Origin of the sequence: Kocuria sp. JC486 (assembly GCF_011602805.1) — a bacterium.
GTDB classification, from domain to species: Bacteria; Actinomycetota; Actinomycetes; order Actinomycetales; family Micrococcaceae; genus Kocuria; species Kocuria soli.
This window is the reverse complement of record NZ_JAAOZS010000001.1, coordinates 226510-244023: the sequence shown is the minus strand read 5'-3', so window position 1 is coordinate 244023 and position 17514 is coordinate 226510. Positions and strand designations below refer to the sequence as shown.

The 17514-nt window shown below is 67.0% G+C and carries 15 protein-coding genes, 1 tRNA gene and 1 riboswitch; of the genes, 14 read left to right on the top strand and 2 right to left on the bottom strand.

Annotated features, from left to right (window positions below):
• Positions 1-48 precede the first annotated feature (48 nt).
• On the bottom strand, positions 49-687 hold the full coding sequence (locus GWK18_RS01070) for a vitamin K epoxide reductase family protein (protein WP_166832597.1): 639 nt from the start codon (positions 685-687) through the stop codon (positions 49-51).
• Positions 688-1070: 383 nt separating this feature from the next.
• Here GWK18_RS01070 and GWK18_RS01065 point away from each other — a divergent pair, with 383 nt between their 5' ends.
• From GWK18_RS01065 to GWK18_RS01000, 14 genes are all read left to right on the top strand, one after another.
• Positions 1071-4340, top strand: a complete 3270-nt coding sequence (locus GWK18_RS01065) for an Rne/Rng family ribonuclease (RefSeq protein ID WP_166832595.1) — start codon at positions 1071-1073, stop codon at positions 4338-4340.
• A gap of 84 nt (positions 4341-4424) precedes the next feature.
• Positions 4425-4522, top strand: a riboswitch (TPP riboswitch).
• 35 nt (positions 4523-4557) lie between these two features.
• Positions 4558-5355 (top strand): hydroxyethylthiazole kinase, encoded by a 798-nt coding sequence (gene thiM, locus GWK18_RS01060; RefSeq protein ID WP_245192669.1) that lies wholly within the window; start codon positions 4558-4560, stop codon positions 5353-5355.
• Positions 5352-6095 carry a thiamine phosphate synthase gene (gene thiE, locus GWK18_RS01055; protein ID WP_166832591.1) on the top strand — a complete coding sequence of 248 codons (744 nt, stop codon included), beginning with the start codon at positions 5352-5354 and terminating at the stop codon, positions 6093-6095. Before thiM ends, thiE begins: the two co-directional genes overlap by 4 nt.
• The gene (locus tag GWK18_RS01050; RefSeq protein WP_167739143.1) at positions 6092-7729 is read left to right on the top strand and encodes a bifunctional hydroxymethylpyrimidine kinase/phosphomethylpyrimidine kinase; all 1638 of its coding nucleotides are present in this window, start codon (positions 6092-6094) and stop codon (positions 7727-7729) included. Before thiE ends, GWK18_RS01050 begins: the two co-directional genes overlap by 4 nt.
• Positions 7730-8023: 294 nt before the next feature.
• Complete coding sequence (gene rplU, locus GWK18_RS13015; RefSeq protein WP_166832590.1) at positions 8024-8335, top strand: 50S ribosomal protein L21; 312 nt, start codon at positions 8024-8026, stop codon at positions 8333-8335.
• A 98-nt stretch (positions 8336-8433) separates the two neighbouring features.
• Positions 8434-8697: a 50S ribosomal protein L27 gene (gene rpmA / locus GWK18_RS01040; RefSeq protein WP_123823887.1), complete on the top strand. Its 264-nt coding sequence runs from the start codon at positions 8434-8436 to the stop codon at positions 8695-8697.
• Positions 8698-8857: 160 nt separating this feature from the next.
• On the top strand, positions 8858-10441 hold the full coding sequence (obgE, locus tag GWK18_RS01035) for a GTPase ObgE (protein ID WP_166832588.1): 1584 nt from the start codon (positions 8858-8860) through the stop codon (positions 10439-10441).
• A 72-nt stretch (positions 10442-10513) separates the two neighbouring features.
• Positions 10514-11827, top strand: coding sequence for a glutamate 5-kinase (gene proB, locus GWK18_RS01030; RefSeq protein WP_166832586.1), 1314 nt, complete (start codon positions 10514-10516; stop codon positions 11825-11827).
• Between the two features lie 77 nt (positions 11828-11904).
• Positions 11905-13218 (top strand): glutamate-5-semialdehyde dehydrogenase, encoded by a 1314-nt coding sequence (locus tag GWK18_RS01025; RefSeq protein WP_166832584.1) that lies wholly within the window; start codon positions 11905-11907, stop codon positions 13216-13218.
• 144 nt (positions 13219-13362) lie between these two features.
• Positions 13363-13611 (top strand): hypothetical protein, encoded by a 249-nt coding sequence (locus GWK18_RS01020; protein ID WP_166832582.1) that lies wholly within the window; start codon positions 13363-13365, stop codon positions 13609-13611.
• A 14-nt stretch (positions 13612-13625) separates the two neighbouring features.
• Entirely contained in the window at positions 13626-14306 is a 681-nt protein-coding gene (gene nadD / locus GWK18_RS01015; protein WP_348535790.1) for a nicotinate-nucleotide adenylyltransferase, read from the top strand.
• A gap of 20 nt (positions 14307-14326) precedes the next feature.
• The gene (locus tag GWK18_RS01010; RefSeq protein WP_166832580.1) at positions 14327-14992 is read left to right on the top strand and encodes a hypothetical protein; all 666 of its coding nucleotides are present in this window, start codon (positions 14327-14329) and stop codon (positions 14990-14992) included.
• A 19-nt stretch (positions 14993-15011) separates the two neighbouring features.
• Positions 15012-15458: a ribosome silencing factor gene (gene rsfS / locus GWK18_RS01005; RefSeq protein WP_166832578.1), complete on the top strand. Its 447-nt coding sequence runs from the start codon at positions 15012-15014 to the stop codon at positions 15456-15458.
• Positions 15459-15576: 118 nt separating this feature from the next.
• Positions 15577-15652, top strand: a tRNA-Ala gene (locus GWK18_RS01000).
• Positions 15653-15857: 205 nt separating this feature from the next.
• Here the strand turns inward: GWK18_RS01000 and GWK18_RS00995 are convergent.
• Entirely contained in the window at positions 15858-17369 is a 1512-nt protein-coding gene (locus GWK18_RS00995) for a hypothetical protein (protein ID WP_166832576.1), read from the bottom strand.
• Positions 17370-17514: the final 145 nt, after the last annotated feature.

Genomic DNA, 17514 nt, shown 5'->3' with positions numbered 1-17514 from the left:
CCTGATCGGCGAGTTTCGCGAGGGTTCGGCGGTAGGTGGGGAGGTGGGTCAGCCGAACATGGTCCCGGAGAAGCGGACCAGCACGGTGCCGAAGACCACCAGCCAAATCAGGATCACACCGGCGGGCGCCCAGATCTTGGTGGTGTCTCGCAGCGCTTCGGGAGCCGGGAGCGCCCGCGTTCGTACACAACGAGCCACAGTGGCCATGAGGAGGACCGGGTGCACGAACCACACGAGCATGCAGTACAGGCACAGGGCGTTGATCGAGAACGTCGCCTGGGTCCAGAGCCACAGCAAGAACACTTCACCCAGGACCAGGCCAACCAACAGCCCCATCCACATCCAGGCCTTGTAGCGGGCTCCCGCCAACACGCCGACGGCCATCACGATCACCAGGGTGTAGGCGACCAGACCGATGAAGGGGTTCGGGAAGCCGAATAGGTTAGCTTGTGAGGAACGGATCACCGTTCCGCAGGAGAACGCCGCGTTGATGTCACACGCCGTCACGTGCAGGGGGTCCTGCAGGATCGCCCACTTCTCGATCACCAGGGAGATCGATGCGTAGAGAGCCAGTCCTGCGGTGATCACCGCGAGCAGGGCCCAGCTGGCGTCCCCACGTGGTAGGCGCGATGTGGGATCCGACTCGTCCAGGGCGGCCTGGTTGTGGTTTTCGGTGGCTTTCGTCATCACATCGTGATCATAGGCGCGGACGTTGGGTACGCGCTGAACACGTTGCCGCGGTTGCGTGTGCCAGAATGAATCCGGTCGCGCATTGGCTGCACCTGATGCGTGATCCGTACCGGTTCCGATCGCACGCCCGGTGGACCGCAGCTCTCAGGAAGATCGAGCGCGTCCGTCGGGGTCAAGACCGCCCGAGTGCCACTGCTTCCAGGTGGCCCGGTGGCTCGGCCAACCGGACGGCCCGTGCGGCGAGCCGGTTACCACCGCGCCCCGCACGGAGCACACGACGACTTTTGGCAGCCGCGCGACCCGCAAGGGCCCCGCACGGCGCCACCGACCGGCGGGCCACCGGGTGTAGACGGTGCTACCCGCAGGAATATGGCGAATACATGACCAACGACCAGGTGAATCCGGCGAGCGAAGGCTCAGAAGTCTCCGCCGACGAGCACACCTCCGACACGCCCAACGCCGCCGCGAACATGGCGCCCGCCGAGCCCACTGCAGAGCTCCCGAGCACTGTGGCCGCGGAGACCCCTTCCGAAACGCCCGCCGAGATGGCCTTCCAAGCCATGCGGAACGCCGAGGCGCGGGACGGGCAGGATGCAGCGCAGACCGAGTTGCCGCTGAACGAACCCGTCGACGCCCCCGAACGCGAGTCGGCTGACGGTGACGACCAGCCTGCGAAGGAAGCTGAGGACGCGGCCGAGGCCCCCGAGGATTCTGAGGACTCCACCGCTTCTGAATCCGAGGGGTCCGCAGACTCGCCCGATTCCGGGGACTCACCTGAATCAGCGGACTCGCCTGAGTCAGCTGACTCTCCGGACGACGCCAACGACGAAGACGCCAGCGAGTCCACCGACGACGTCGAACCCTCCGCGGAGGAGGACCCCTTCGCCGTGTTCAGCGCCGCATCCGCGACGTCGCTGATGTTCCACGCCCCGGACACGGAGGCGATCAAGGCTGCGGCCGAGCGAGCAGCGGCGGCTCGTGAGGAGGCCCGCCAGGCGGCCCTGGACGAGGCCGACGCCGCCGAGGAAGCTGAGTTCGAGGATCCCGCTCCCGGGGCGGGCGTGACCAGCAAGCGTCGGCGACGTCGTCGTCGTGGCACCGTGGACATGGAACTGGAAGGCGGCAACGACGAGGACCCGCCCGGAACCGTGACCCGGATCCGTACGGGCCGAGTGGTCGACGGGTCCGCGCCGACGACCGTCCAGTCCGTGAAGGGCTCCACCCGACTGGAGGCCAAGAAGCAGCGACGTCGCGAGTCCCGCCAGTCCGGCCGGCGCCGTCAGGTCATCACGGAAGCCGAGTTCCTGGCTCGCCGTGAGTCCGTGGAACGGAAGATGGTGGTCCGGGAGAAGGACGACCGCATCCAGATCGGCGTGCTCGAAGACGGCGTGCTGGCCGAGCACTTCGTGTCCCACACGCAGCAGGACTCCCTGATCGGCAACGTCTACCTGGGCAAGGTCCAGAACGTGCTGCCGTCCATGGAGGCCGCGTTCGTGGACATCGGCCGCGGTCGCAACGCCGTCCTGTACGCGGGCGAGGTCAACTGGGACCAGGCCGATCTGGGCGGCTCGGCCAAGCGCATCGAGAACGCCCTCAAGCCCGGCGACGCCGTCCTGGTGCAGGTGACCAAGGACCCGGTGGGGCACAAGGGCGCGCGCCTGACGAGCCAGGTCTCCCTACCCGGCCGCTACCTGGTGTATGTGCCCGGCGGGTCCATGACGGGTATCTCCCGCAAGCTGCCCGACGTCGAACGCCAACGGCTCAAGAAGATCCTGAAAGACCACCTCCCGGAAGGTGCGGGCGTGATCGTGCGCACCGCGGCCGAGGGTGCCTCCGAGCAGGAGCTGACCAACGACATCAACCGTCTGCGCTCGCAGTGGGAGCAGATCCAGGAGAAGTCCAACCAGGGCAAGACGCTGGCCCCGGAGCTGCTCTACGCGGAGCCGGACCTGACCATCAAGACGGTGCGTGACGTCTTCAACGAGGACTTCACCTCGATGACCGTCCAGGGGCAGGCCGCCTGGGACAACATCGAGGCCTACGTGATGTACGTGGCCCCGGACCTGTTGGACCGCGTCTCCCAGTGGACCGAGGACGAGGACCTGTTCGAGCACTACCAGGTGGACGAACAGATCTACAAGGCACTGGACCGCAAGGTCATGCTGCCCTCCGGCGGTTCGCTGGTGATCGACCGGACCGAGGCGATGACGGTTGTGGACGTCAACACCGGCAAGTTCACGGGCTCCGGCGGCAACCTCGAGGAAACGGTCACCAAGAACAACTTGGAAGCCGCCGAGGAGATCGTGCGTCAGCTGCGTCTGCGCGACATCGGCGGAATCATCGTGATCGACTTCATCGACATGGTGCTGGAAGCCAACCGCGATCTGGTGCTGCGCCGACTGGTCGAGTGCCTGGGCCGGGACCGCACCAAGCACCAGGTGGCCGAGGTGACCTCCCTGGGTCTGGTCCAGATGACCCGCAAGCGCATGGGCACCGGGCTCTTGGAGATTTTCAGCGAACCCTGTGAGGCCTGTGAGTCCCGCGGCGTGGTCATCCACGACCACCCCCTCAAGGGCAAGGGCGGGGTCTCCACTGACTCCCACCGCAGCCAGCGCAACGAACGCAAGCGCAGCCGTCGCTCGGGCTCGGGCCAGGGGAACGCAGATCGCGGCAACGCCAAGGACACCGGTGATTCGGGTCAGTCGGGCGAGAACCCGAAGGATGCCGAGGACGCCAAGCGCGCCCAGGCCACCCGCAACGCCTTCGCGGCCATCGCCTCGGCCTCTCACCACGACGATCCCAAGGGCGAGTCCGCCACCGGCGCCGACACTTCCGGGGAGGCCGCCGACTCGCACCCCGCGGCTCAGTCTTCGAACACGGGGGCCGACGACGCGCGAAGCGCCGGTAACGGTGACACCTCCGCACCGGATTCCGACCGTCCCGACGCCGGGTCGGACTCCTCGGGCGACGGCGGCAGGCGCCGTCGGAAGCGCCGCGGAAAGCGGTCCCGCAACCGCGGCCAGAACGATTCGGGCTCCGAGAACCGGGGAGACGACTCCAGCGCTTCGGAGAACGGCGCCTCGAATGGTGCTGCACAGCCGGGCAAGCCCGCGGAATCCGGGCAACAGAACGACCAGACCACGCAGGAAAAGCAGCCGGAACCATCTCGGAACCAGCCGACGGAACCCCAAGGTGCCGCCAAGGCCTCCGGACAATCCGAGCGTCCGGCCCGCCCTGCTGCGTCGGACTCGGCAACGGTCCCGGACCGCTCGGTGTCCGCGGCGCGTCGTCGTCGCGGGGCTCGACGTGCTGCCGCTCCGGTCGCAGCACCCGACACCGAGTCCCAGCCGACGGCGCCTCAACCGGCCGGCCCCGTGACCTCCGGATCCGCCTCCGTGGTCTCCGGTTCGACGGGCGACGACGGCGCCTCCTCCCGCGTGACGATCGCCGGTGAGGTCATCGAACTGCCCCAGGGCACGTCGTCTTCGAGCGGGTCAGGTGCCGGGAGTTCGGTGCCGTCCTTGGACTCGTTGGCCGACTCCCTGGGAGAGCGGGCACCGGGCCAGACCTCCCCGCAGCGCAAGCGACGGGTGCGCCGGGCGTCTGCACCGACGTCGGCCCCGCGGAGCTCTGACTCCACGGAAGGCTGAGGCGCCACGGGTTGACGACAACCCGGCAAGGCAATCAACAGTCACCGACTGGACATCCGGGGTTTCCGGGGTCCAGTCTTGGTGACACGTGACACGGGGTGCCGCGCACTGCGCGGCTGAGAGCAAACCCGTTGAACCTGATCTAGCTCGTACTAGCGAAGGGATTGTCGCCTTGCCACAGGGCTATGCGTCATCTTCATCATTTCCGTCCGACCGCTTGTCCGTCCTGCTCGCCGATCTGCGCGCGGGCCGTCCGCTGGTCCAGTGTCTGACCAACTCGGTGGTCACCAACTTCACGGCCAACGCCCTCCTGGCACTCGGGGCCGCCCCGGCGATGACCGACATCGTGGGGGAAGCCGGGCCGTTCGCCCAGATCGCCGACGGCGTGTTGATCAACCTGGGCACGCCCACCCCTGAACAACGCGCGGCCATGATCGAAGCGGCAACCGCGTGCAAGGCCACCGGTACGCCTTGGATCCTCGATCCCGTGGCCGTGGGCGCGCTGCCCATCCGGACCGCGCTGGCCGCCGAGCTCCTGGAACTGGGGCCCACGGTGGTCCGCGGCAACGCCTCCGAGGTCATCGCCCTCTGCGGCGGGGCCGGGGGGCGGGGCACAGATTCCACGGTCCAACCGGAAGACGCCCTCGACGCCGCAAGGACGTTGGTCATCCGTCACGGCGTGGGCGCGGTGGCGATCTCGGGGGAGACCGACCTGATCGTGGGTCCGGACGGCGTCTGGACCGTTCCGCACGGACACCCCTATCTCACGCTCGTCACCGGCGGGGGCTGTGCACTGGGCGCCGTCATCGCGGCGTTTGCCGCCGTGGCCCAGGATGCCCAGGAGGCCGCCGTGGCAGGCAGCGTGGCCTGGGAAGTTGCCGCCGAACTCGCCGCGTCCGAAGCGGCCGGCCCGGGGAGCTTCGCGGTGGGCCTGCTGGACCGGCTCCACGGACTCAGCCCCCAGCTGCTCCGCGACCGCAGCGCAGTCACTTCCCTGGAGGTGGCGCAGGCATGACCGGCCACCAGAACACCTCTGAGTCGAGCGGAGAGGCCCGTGCCCGATCGGTGTTCGACCCCGCCGATCTCCTGCTGTACCACGTGACCGACGGCGCCTTGAGTGCCCCGCGGTCCGTGCCCGACGTCGTCGAAGCCGCGGTCGACGGTGGAGTGACCATGGTCCAGGTCCGGGGCAAGGACCTGGGAGGGGCCGAGTTCCTGGACCTGGTCCAGGCCGTGGCGACGCGAGTCGGGTCACGGGTACCCGTGCTGATCAATGACCGCGTGGACGTGTACCTGGCCGCCCGTGAGCGCGGACTGGCGGTTGCGGGAGTTCACGTGGGGCAGTCGGACATCCCCGTGTCCGACGTGCGCGCAATCTGCGGTCCCGCCGCGATCGTGGGGCTCTCCGCCGCCCAATCGACCGAGTTCGACGCGGTGCGACTCCTGCCGGAAGGCACGGTGGACTACATCGGCATCGGAGCTGTCCACACAACCAGTACCAAGCCGGATCATCCCGAGCCCCTGGGCATCGACGGCTTCCGCGCAGCCCGGGCCTGGTGCCCCGTACCGGCGGTGGCCATCGGCGGAGTCCGGGTCGAGGACTGCCCACCTCTGCTGGCCGCGGGGGCCGACGGCGTCGCCGTGGTCTCGGGGATCTGCGCGAACTCGGGAGACCCGCGGTTGGCCGCGACCCAATACAGGGAGGCCCTCGGCGTAGGGAGCGCGTCCGCGTCGGGGGAAGGGACGAACCCTTGAGCACGGACCAGACCATCTCCAGCATCCAGTCGAACGTCCGCAAGGTCCCGCGCGTCCTGTCAATTGCCGGGACGGACCCGACGGGCGGGGCCGGACAGCAGGCGGATCTCAAGACCTTCGCCGTGTTGGGTGGATACGGGATGAGCGTGGTCACCGCCGCCATCGCCCAGAACACCCGCGGCGTGCGGCTCGTGCACTCGGTGCCCACTGAGGTCATCACCGCGCAGCTCCAGGCGGTCTCTGACGACGTGACGGTCGACGCCGTCAAGATCGGCATGCTCGGTTCGGTCGACGTCATTGCAGCGGTCAATGACTGGCTCCAAGCGAACCGGCCACCGGTCGTCGTCCTGGACCCCGTCATGATCGCGACCTCCGGTGACCGGCTGCTGGCTCAAGAGGCCGAGGAGGCCCTGCGCGATCTGCTGCATCGCGCGGATCTGGTGACGCCCAATCTCCCCGAACTCGCAGTGCTTGTAGGGGAGCCGGTGGCGGAGGACTGGTCGACGGCGCTGGAGCAGGGCCGGACCCTGGCCGAGCGCCACAACGTGTTCGTCCTGGTCAAGGGTGGACACCTGGCCGGGGATAGGACCCCCGATGCCCTACTGGCCCCCGGACAGCCCGAACCGGTCTACCAAGCGGCCGGAGCCAAGGTTCGGACCAACAACACGCACGGGACCGGATGCTCGCTGTCATCGGCCGTCGCCGTCCTGGGGGCACGGACCGGTGACTGGTCGGTTGCCGTGGGAGTCGCTCGCGAGTGGCTCCGTGGCGCCCTGACCCACGCCGACGAACTCGAGGTCGGCCAGGGCAACGGCCCGGTCCACCACGGCCACCATCTCGAAGCGCATCTGGTGCAGCTCCTGACCGATTGGGCGAATGGCATGGGACAGGAAGGTGGTGCCGGTCCGGAAAAGGGCGCGGACTCGTCCTTCACGGAGCAGCTCTGGGCCCGGACAGGGGACATCAGGAGCCAGATCGACGACGGCCGTTTCGTCCCCGCGCTCGGTCAGGGCACGCTGCCCCGGGACGTGTTCCTGGACTATCTGTCGCAGGACCTGATCTATCTCCAGGACTATTCCCGAGCCTTGGCCCAACTCGCGGTGCGGGCACCCACCGAGCAGTGGCGGGCCTTCTTCGCCTCCGGCGCGGCCGGCTGCGCCAGGGAAACCGAGCAACTCCACCGCACGCTCGTCGACGCCGGTGTCCCCGTCACTCCCAGCGCGGTCACCGCCGAGTACACGGAGTTCCTGCTGGCCACCACGCAGACGCGGGACTGGGCCGTTGGTGCGGCGGCGGTGCTGCCGTGCTACTGGCTGTACGCGTGGATCGGCAACCGGCTCCAGGAACACCGCGAGCGGATGGCGGCAGAGAGCGGCGACGGCGGCTGGGACCACCCCTACGGTGCCTGGGTGGATTCGTACTCCGACCCGGAGTTCACCGCCTTGGCGCGCCGTGCCCGCGGCGTCGTCGACGTCCTGGCGGGACAGGTCGGTCCTGAGGTACGGGAGGAGATGGCCCGGGCGTTCCGCCGGGCCTGCGAGCTGGAACTACGGTTCTTCGAGGACCCGTGCGAACGTGCCGGGACCACGCAGACCGGCCATCAGGCCAGCTCGCGCGGTGAGCGGGGAACGTGAGCCTGCTCGCATGCGCGACGCGCTGGGCGCCCAATGCTTGCCCGCCGTTGCAACCATGCCGTATTCTCGATCCCTGGTGCGTCCACCGGTGAGCCCCTCAACTACCGTCCATAGTTCGAGCGCGGAGCCCGGCACGCACATCGGGTGTAGTTCCTGACCTTTTGTACAAGCGGTCCTGACCAGCGTCTCCATCCCACTGGCCGGTCAAGACAGGTTTGTGCACGACTCCTTGGTCCGCAGAGGAACGCACTCGCCCAAGACAGTATTTGTTCAGTCGAGAGAAGTGAGTTCCAAGTGGTGTACGCGATTGTCCGCGCTGGCGGCCGCCAGGAGAAGGTTGCAGTTGGAGACCTGGTAACCGTCGACCGTGTCGCCGGTGATGCAGGCAGCACCATCGAGCTTCCGGCAGTTCTGTTGGTCGACGGTGACAAGGTCACCTCCGATGCCAAGGCCCTGTCCGGCGTGAAGGTCACCGCCGAGGTGGTCGAGGATCTGCGCGGTCCCAAGATCCGCATCCAGAAGTACAAGAACAAGACCGGTTACAAGAAGCGCCAGGGCTTCCGTGCCGAGCTGACCACCGTGAAGGTCACCGGCATCGACGCCTGAGCGGCGTTCGGTCTCATCCCAACCAGCTCGGCCCGCCGCATCCCCTGAACACAGGGACGCGGAACCCACGGGCCACCTAGCGAAAGCAGGCATCAGACATGGCACACAAGAAGGGCGCCAGCTCCACCCGCAACGGCCGTGACTCCAACCCGCAGTACCTGGGCGTCAAGCGCTTCGGTGGCGAGTTCGTCAACGCCGGTTCCATCATCGTCCGCCAGCGCGGCACCAAGTTCCACCCCGGCGCCAACGTCGGCCGTGGCAAGGACGACACCCTGTACGCCCTGGCCACCGGCGAGGTTGCCTTCGGCACCAAGCGCGGTCGCAAGGTCGTCAACGTCGTCGAGGCCGTCGCCGCCGAGTGACTTCTGACCGGTCACGGTTCCTCACCCAGTGGGGGTCCGGCCGGTCCCGCGGCGCGCTGGATTCAGCGCGCCACGCTCACCGCATCAGTAGAGGGTGGGTGCCACGTGCGCCCGCCCTCTACTCTTGTTTCAGGACATCTCAGAGATTCAAGGAGCATCCATGGCAGAGTTCGTCGACCGCGTGGTTCTGCACGCCACGGGCGGTAACGGCGGCCACGGGTGTGTGTCCGTCAAGCGCGAGAAGTTCAAGCCCTTGGGCGGTCCCGACGGCGCCAACGGCGGCGACGGCGGATCGGTCATCCTGCGCGTGGACGGGCAGACCACCACGCTGCTGAACTACCACCGCTCGCCACACCGTGCCGCACCCAACGGCGGTCCCGGCATGGGTGACCACCGCCAGGGCTTCCTGGGTGAGGACCTGATTCTCTCCGTCCCGGACGGCACCGTGGTCAAGGACCGCGACGGCAACGTGCTGGCCGACCTGGTGGGCGTCGGCGCGGAGTACGTCGCGGCATCCGGCGGCCAGGGTGGGCTCGGCAACGCCTCCTTGGCTTCACCCAAGCGCAAGGCCCCCGGCTTCGCGCTGCTCGGTCTGCCCGGTGAGGCCCACGACATCGTCCTGGAGCTCAAGTCCCTGGCGGACATCGCCCTGGTGGGTTACCCGTCCGCGGGCAAGTCCTCGCTCATCGCGGCGATTTCGAAGGCCCGCCCCAAGATCGCGGACTACCCGTTCACCACCCTGGTGCCCAACCTGGGCGTCGTGGAGGCCGGTGACTACCGCTACACCGTGGCCGATGTCCCCGGCCTGATTGCGGGTGCCTCCGAAGGCAAGGGCCTGGGCCTGGAGTTCTTGCGCCACGTCGAACGCTGCGCCGCGCTGGTCCACGTGTTGGACTGCGCCACGCTGGAACCCGGTCGGGATCCGCTCTCCGATCTGGACATCATCGAGGCGGAACTCGCGGCCTACGCCGTGGACGGTCGCCTGGACGGCGGACGATCGGTGCCGCTGCTCGAACGCCCCCGGTTGGTGGTGCTCAACAAGATCGACGTGCCCGAAGCCCGCGAGCTCGCCGACTTCGTCCGGCCCATGCTGGAGGAGAAGGGCTACCGCGTCTTCGAGGTCTCCACCGCCTCCCACGAAGGGCTCAAGCAGCTGACCTTCGCCATGGGCCAGATCGTCGCCGAAGGTCGGGAACAGGAACCCGCCCCCGAACCGCAGCGTGTGGTTCTGCGCCCCAAGGCTGTTCGCGGTGGCGCCAAGGAGTTCACGATCACCCGCGAGGAACGATCGCTCGAGCCGATCTGGCACGTCCGCGGGGACAAGCCGGAGAAGTGGGTCCAGCAGACGGACTTCAACAACGAGGAAGCCATCGGCTACCTCGCTGACCGCTTCGCCAAGCTCGGCATCGAAGAGGAGCTGTTCAAGATGAACGCCCGCCCCGGGGACGCCGTGCTGATCGGCCCGGAGGAGAACGGTGTGGTCTTCGACTGGGAGCCCACCATGCTGGGCGGTGCCGAACTCCTGGCCTCGCCCCGCGGGACCGATCCCCGGCTTTCGGAGGACCACCGGCCCACCCGCGAACAGCGGCGTCGGGAGTACTACGAACGCATGGACGCCAAGGCCGCGGCCCGCGACGAGCTCGAGGCCGAACGCGTGGCCGGCGTCTGGACGGAGTCCGTGGACGAACGCCGCGCCCGCAAGCCCCGGGCGGCAGCATCGGACGACGAGGCACAGCGGGACTGACACACCCACACGCCCCGACCACTGGAAACTCAGAGCACCCGAAGCTCACAAGAGGAAAGGACATCGGAGAGCATGCCCACTCGGCTGCAGAAGATCGACGTCGAGACCCTGGAGGGAATCGCCGCCAAATCCGCTTCCCAGCTCAGCTCCGAGAACCGCGGGAAAAACCGCCGTTCCCCGATCGAGGAGCGGAGCCAGATCCCGATGGCCAAGCGCATCGTGGTCAAGGTGGGGTCCTCGTCCCTGACCAGCATCCAGAACTCGATCGACGAGGCCGCCGTGCAGCGCATCGTGGCTGCCTTGGGAGCACTCAAGGCCTCCGGCAAGGAAGTCGTGTTCGTCTCCTCGGGCGCGATCTCCGCCGGCCTGGCACCGCTCGGCTTCTCCCGCCGACCCAAGGACCTGGCCTCCCAACAGGCCGCGGCCTCCGTAGGACAGGGCCTGCTCATGGGCCGCTACATCGACTCCCTCGCGCGGTACGGCGTGACCGTGGGGCAGGTCCTCGTGACGGCCGAAGACCTCATGAAGCGCCACCACTACAAGAACACCCACCGGCAGATCGAACGCCTGCTGGACCTGGGTGTCATGCCGATCGTCAACGAGAACGACGCCGTCGCCACCCAGGAGATCAAGTTCGGCGACAACGACCGCATCGCCGCTCTCACGGCGCATCTGATCAAGGCCGACGTCCTCCTGCTGCTCTCCGACGTGGACGCGCTCTACACCAAGCCCCCGCAGGCCGGCGGTGAGCGGATCTCCGTGGTCCAGGACCCCGTCAAGGATCTGGAAGGCGTGCAGATCGGGACCGTGGGCCGCGCGGGCGTGGGGTCCGGTGGCATGGTCACCAAGGTCCAGGCGGCCCGTATCGCCGCGTCGTCGGGCATTCCCGCCGTGGTCACCTCTGCGCAGAACATCGACTCCGCGCTCAGGGGGGACGACGTCGGAACGTGGTTCTCCACCACGGGTGGCCGACGCAACGCCCGCCTCCTGTGGCTCGCCCACCTGGCCGACATCAAGGGTTCCCTGGTGCTCGACGACGGCGCCGTGCGCGCCGTGGGCGACCGCAAGTCCTTGCTGGCGGCCGGGGTGACCGCGGTCAAGGGCGACTTCGAGGCAGGGGACCCGGTGTCCCTGTTGGACCAGAACGGGCGGGAAGTGGCCCACGGTCTGACCAATTACGCCGCGGATGAGGTTCCCGAGATGCTGGGCAAGAGCACCGCCGAGCTCTCCGAATCCCTGGGCCAGCGCTTCGAGCGGGAACTGGTGCACGTGGACAATCTGGTCACCATGCGCCAGAAGTCGGCCAAGACCAAGGTTCGCCGCGGGCGCGCCGCCGAGCGAAACTTCGAGACCCGAGAGGTCCCGAAGGTCGAGCCCGCCCGGTGATCGCGGTCTTGCAGTAGCCCCACGTTCCGAGTACAAAGCAGGCAGTCGCACCACCTGACGGATCAGGAGCAGGAACCATGACGGAGAACACCGCCGCGAACACGGCAACGCTGACCCACCAGACCTTCGGCGAGGACCCGAACGTCGGCGTCGGTCTCATGGCCGATGACGCCCGCACCGCAGCGCGGACTCTGGCAAAGGCGACCCGAGCGCGCAAGGACGCGGCGCTGCTGCACGTCGCCGAGCGCATTGAGGCGCAGGCCGGGTTGATCATCGAGGCCAACCAGAAGGACCTTCGGCGCGGCGAGCAGGACGGTACCTCCAGTGCTCTGCTGGACCGGTTGAAGCTCGACAAGGACCGGATCAAGGGTCTGGCGGATGCCCTGCGTGAACTGGCCGCCCTGCCCGATCCGGTCGGAACCGTGGTCCGCGGGCAGACCCTGGCCAACGGGTTGCGGATGCGTCAGATCCGCGTGCCCCTGGGCGTGGTGGGTGCCATCTACGAAGCACGGCCCAACGTGACCGTGGACATCGCGGGCATCGCCCTGAAATCCGGCAACGCCGTGTTGCTGCGCGGTGGCTCGGCAGCGCTTGAATCCAACAAGGCGTTGGTCGGCATCATCCGCGACGCGGTGAGCGACCAGAAGCTGCCCGTGGACGTCGTGCAGTCGGTCGACGACTACGGACGCGACGGCGCCAATGCGCTCATGGCCGCGCGGGGCAAGGTGGACGTGCTGATCCCGCGTGGTGGACACGGCCTGATCCAGTCCGTGGTCCAGAACGCCCAGGTGCCTGTGATCGAGACGGGTGAGGGCAACGTGCACGTGTTCGTGGACGCCTCGGCACCCGAGCGGATGGCGGTCGACGTCGTCGTCAATGCCAAGACCCACCGGAACTCCACCTGCAACACGGCCGAGACGCTGATCCTGCACAAGGACGCGGCCGCGGGCCCGGCCGTGCTGGCGGCGCTGGCCAAGGCCGGTGTTGCCCTGCACGTGGACGAGCGGGCGGCGGCCATGCTGCCCAACGGTGCTGACCACACGAAGGCCACGGACGAGGACTGGGGGACGGAGTACCTGGACGCCCAGATCGCCGTGAAGGTCGTGGACAACCTGCGCGAGGCGATCGAGCACATCGAACGCTGGACCACGCGCCACACGGAGGCGATCGTGACCAACAATCTGGCCAACGCGGAGGAGTTCATCGCCTCGATCGACGCCGCCGCTGTCATGGTCAACGCTTCGACCCGGTTCACCGACGGCGGTCAGCTGGGCCTGGGGGCCGAAATCGGGATCTCCACCCAGAAGATGCACGCCCGCGGCCCCATGGGGCTGGAGGAACTCACGACGACCAAGTGGATCGTCCAGGGGGACGGGCACATCCGGAAGTGAACGACACCCGTGAACCGCGCGGGCGCGCCACGTGGGTGACGTCCGTGCGGTTACCATGGGTCTCTAGCCGATCAGCCGGTTGTCAGGGCTGACCCGCTACCGACTTCACACCACGGCACTGGTTCTGCTCACGAAGGGACTCTCATGTTGCAGGCGAATCCGCTGATCCAGGCGGCAGAAGAAGGCGCGCACGTCGTCAACGAGCTTCCGATCGAAGCGCACTGGTTCGGCATCATCGCCTTCGTGCTCTTCACCGCCATGTTCCTGGCGACCATGACCTTCAGCCCGCGCAGCTCCCTGCCGGACGCCTCGGACCACCACGAGAACCCGTCCGCTCTGCCGTCGGATGAGGCTCACGCCGTCGCTTCCTACGAAGCCAAGCGGAACCGCTGAACCCTAGCGTTCACGTGAACCCGGCTCACGAGATCAACGTGCCCCCTCGGGTGGCCGACCGCACCCGCGTGGGTGTCATGGGCGGCACTTTCGACCCCATTCACCACGGGCACCTAGTGGCCGCGTCGGAAGTCGCGGCGGTGTTCGACCTGGACGAAGTGGTCTTCGTTCCCACGGGGGAGCCGTGGCAGAAGGCCGGCAAGAAGGTCTCCCCGGCGGAGCACCGCTACCTCATGACGGTCATCGCCACGGCGTCGAATCCTCGGTTCAGTGTGTCCCGGGTGGACATCGACCGCGGTGGGCCGACCTACACGATCGACACCCTTCGTGATCTGCACGAACAGCGCCCTGATTCGGACCTGTTCTTCATCACGGGCGCCGACGTCATGAGCGAAATCCTCAGCTGGCACGGCGCGGAACAGATGTGGGATCTGGCCACGTTCGTGGGCGTGACCCGTCCAGGACACGAACTGGCGATTCCCGACGGCGCCCGCGGCGTCACGCTCATGGAGGTGCCCGCGATGGCCATCTCCTCCACGGACTGCCGGGACCGCGTGGTTGCGGGAAAGCCCGTGTGGTACCTGGTGCCGGACGGCGTGGTCCAGTACATCGCCAAGTACGGCCTGTACCTGGGGTCGCGCAAGGACCGACGAGCGTCAACGGAAACCAGCCCACCCGTGACCGATCCGGTCTAGGAAACGAAAGAGGCCACAGCATGAGTCAGGACCGCTACCCGGAACCGGACGGGACGTCCCCGGTGAACGCGGACGTTCCCGATGAGATCGTCAACATCCCGTCAGGGGATGCCGAGGCGCTGGACCTGCCCGCCCCGGAGATCGACCTGGGTGGCACCCCGAGCGAAGCGGCCGACAAGCCCCTGGGCCCGCGCCGTCTGGCGCTGCTGCGCGAGCAGATGGAGCAGCACCAGAAGGAACTGGAACAGAACCAGTCCGATGATCCGGAGCACGTGGACCCGGACCTGGCCATGAAGCAGCGCCGGATGGCCGAGCTGGCTTCGCGCGCCGCACTCGCTTCGGAGGAGGACCGCGCCACCGCTGAGCGGGCTTCCGCTTCCAGGACGTCCGACGACGGCGCCCCCGTGCCTCCCGTGCCGACCCCCGCATCGGCTGGCTCTGGTTCCACCGCCACGGGTGCACGCGCGGCTGACCGCGCGGAGTCCGACGGCGAATCGTCGGGTCCCGCATCCGACACCGACACCCAAGAACCCGGCCAGCCCGTGAGCGCCCTTGACGCCGAGGGCCTGGAACTGCTGGAACCGTCCAAGTACCGGGAATCCGGTGGCGGAAAGACCTTCCTGCTGGTGCTGGCCGCCGTCGTGCTGCTGGCATTGGCTGTTGTGATCCTGTTGATACTGCTGTGAGAAAGGCGCCGACCGCCGCATGACTCTTCCCGAAACCTCCCTCGCGTACCTCCGTACGGCTGCACGAGCAGCCGACGACAAGCAGGCCGAGAACATCGTTGCCCTGGATGTCAGTGACGCCCTGGGCATCGTTGACTCCTTCCTGGTGGCTTCGGCCTCCAACGAGCGGTTGGTGAGCGCCGTCGTCGATGCGATCGAGGACGCGCTGATTGCTGAGCACGACCTGCGACCCATCCGCCGCGAAGGCAAGGGGCAGGGGCGTTGGGTGCTGCTGGACTACGGCGATGTGGTGGTGCACGTGCAGCACGACGAGGACCGGGCGTTCTACGCGCTTGAGCGGCTCTGGAACGAATCTCCCGTCGTGGACCTGGGGCTGACGCCGGCCGCGGACGCTTCGACTGGTGATGCCGCGGAAGGCGCTGGGTCGGAGCAGGACGATTTGCACGGGGCGGCGGATCCGTCCTAGTATCTACATCGTTGTCCGGACGGGACGCGAACACGGAAGTGAACGCGATGTGTTCCGCAAACTACACCGAGTGATCCTGCAAGGGTCAGTCATGGTAGAGTTTCCGGGTCGACGACATGGGGCTGTGGCGCAGCTGGTAGCGCATTTGCATGGCATGCAAAGGGTCAGGGGTTCGAGTCCCCTCAGCTCCACCAATGTGATCTTTTAGGAGATCAGCAAAATACCCGGATCCCGGTTGGGATCCGGGTATTTTGCTGTCCGGGGTGGTCCTGGGGCCCCGCGAGGGTTGGTCGTGGGGGTTTAGGTACCCGGGGTTCTAGCTGTGGCGAGACTTGTTGATCAAGGTTGGCAGCTCGGTCAGCGTGGCCGGTTGAGGTGCCTGTCGGGTAAGCCAGGCCTTCAGAATTTGTTGAAATCGGGACTGCCGGACGGCGTCGCTGGTGATTCTCCGGCGTCGCGTCCTTTGCCGGTCGGCCAAGGATACGCATTCCAAGCGCTCGACAGGATCGGATTCTCGGTATCAGCCTTCCTACCGATGTCACGCAGGCTGACGACACCGCTTGCACTCTTCGCGATCTCCGCGAGGAGCAGCGGCTCAACGTCTTTGCCGTGCGTCACGAGCCACTCGACTTCACGCGCGCTCGCTGCGGCTACAGGAACATCTGGGAGCTTCCCGCGACGGATGACCGCAACGTCATGGTCGAGAAGGTACGCGGCACCGGTATAGAACGGCTCCGCCGTGACGATCAACCCCAACATGGGGCGGTCGGTTGGGATGTTGGTGAACGCTGAATGATTGTCAGCAAGATGGCCGACCGTACGGGCCAACTGCTGGTGTGCGCCGCCTAGGGTCTTGCTGAGCGAGTTCATCAGCGTGGCATCGCCGGCCCGTGCTGCCGGGCCGAGGCGGCGAGACTTGACCTCAACCAAGATGACCAGATTCGGCAGGATCACAAACCAGTCAACGCTCTTGCGACCGCCACCCTTGCCGAAGACAATCTCGGGTTCAACCTCCGCGTCCTCGATCAGTCTGAGTTGTCGACCAATGTAGTGCTCGAACAGACCTCCGAGATCATCCGCGAAAGCCTCGCCGTGCTTGCTCATCCCGGCGTAGTACAAGCCTCCCGGCGTGACCGTCCGCATGATCAGACGCGTCGCTGGAGCAACCGGTTCCCCGTCGCCCATGTCCACGAACGGCGTCGCCAACAACGGGTTGTAATCGAATCGGGCCGCTGTGGCTGTTCCGACCGAGTGGTCGTTGAAAGCAGTCCGAAACGCTGCGGGTGTCGTGGTGAGTCGCGAGGCGATCTTCTCTATGTTCGTCCGCGGATAGAGCTTCAGCACTTCAGTGAAGTTTGGCTGATCCAGCCAGCCAGGCTTGTATGCTCCACCGTTCTGGAAGGCACCCACTTGGAGGAAGAACGTCGCGCCTATCGCCTCGCGGAACGGAACTCCGTCGAGCATGTCCGCCAGCGAGTCCTCGGTAATCACTCGGGTCTCGACGTCGGGCAGGCCCTCGACCATCCAGGCGTGTGAGCGAGCAAGTTCCTCGAAGATCGACTCCTGGTAGGGGAACTGCTCGTACGTGACTCGAGTCATCAGTCTGACGAGAAAGTCCGCGGCCCCGACATCGTCGATGTCCATCGCGTTCGGGAACTTGTGCATCAGCTTCTGTAGCGCCGTCTCATCGACGGGCTTCGAGCGATACTCATTGCCGTAGAGAAGCGAATCTCGCGCGGCCGCAGCCAATCCCCAGGGCGGCATCCGATGTTTCACAGCATCTGAATACGGCGGTTCGCCAAGCGCTGCCGAGGCCCGCGCGATCGCCGGGATCAGCTCGCTGGGTTTGAAAGCGCGGCACGCTTGAGTGAATGCCGAGTAGGGCAAGCCTGGGTCGCGCGAGAAGCTCATAGACCGCACGATCACCGCCTGCAAGCCACTGTTGAGGGCCACTTGCTCTTGTTCGCGTTGGGGCCACGTAATAGGGGAAGGCGTCGAAACCTGGATCGTCGATCCCGTGGATGGTCAGCACCACAAGACGCCCGACATCCGTCTC

What these genes read in the sequence shown, in the direction of transcription:
- GWK18_RS01010 (WP_166832580.1), top strand. Translation starts at nt 14,327, where the DNA reads ATGAGTCAGGACCGCTACCCGGAACCGGACGGGACGTCCCCGGTGAAC.
- thiE (WP_166832591.1), top strand. Translation starts at nt 5,352, where the DNA reads ATGACCGGCCACCAGAACACCTCTGAGTCGAGCGGAGAGGCCCGTGCC.
- GWK18_RS01020 (WP_166832582.1), top strand. Translation starts at nt 13,363, where the DNA reads ATGTTGCAGGCGAATCCGCTGATCCAGGCGGCAGAAGAAGGCGCGCAC.
- obgE (WP_166832588.1), top strand. Translation starts at nt 8,858, where the DNA reads ATGGCAGAGTTCGTCGACCGCGTGGTTCTGCACGCCACGGGCGGTAAC.
- proB (WP_166832586.1), top strand. Translation starts at nt 10,514, where the DNA reads ATGCCCACTCGGCTGCAGAAGATCGACGTCGAGACCCTGGAGGGAATC.
- GWK18_RS01065 (WP_166832595.1), top strand. Translation starts at nt 1,071, where the DNA reads ATGACCAACGACCAGGTGAATCCGGCGAGCGAAGGCTCAGAAGTCTCC.
- GWK18_RS01070 (WP_166832597.1), bottom strand. Translation starts at nt 687, where the DNA reads ATGACGAAAGCCACCGAAAACCACAACCAGGCCGCCCTGGACGAGTCG.
- rpmA (WP_123823887.1), top strand. Translation starts at nt 8,434, where the DNA reads ATGGCACACAAGAAGGGCGCCAGCTCCACCCGCAACGGCCGTGACTCC.
- GWK18_RS01025 (WP_166832584.1), top strand. Translation starts at nt 11,905, where the DNA reads ATGACGGAGAACACCGCCGCGAACACGGCAACGCTGACCCACCAGACC.
- rsfS (WP_166832578.1), top strand. Translation starts at nt 15,012, where the DNA reads ATGACTCTTCCCGAAACCTCCCTCGCGTACCTCCGTACGGCTGCACGA.
- GWK18_RS00995 (WP_166832576.1), bottom strand. Translation starts at nt 17,369, where the DNA reads ATGAGCTTCTCGCGCGACCCAGGCTTGCCCTACTCGGCATTCACTCAA.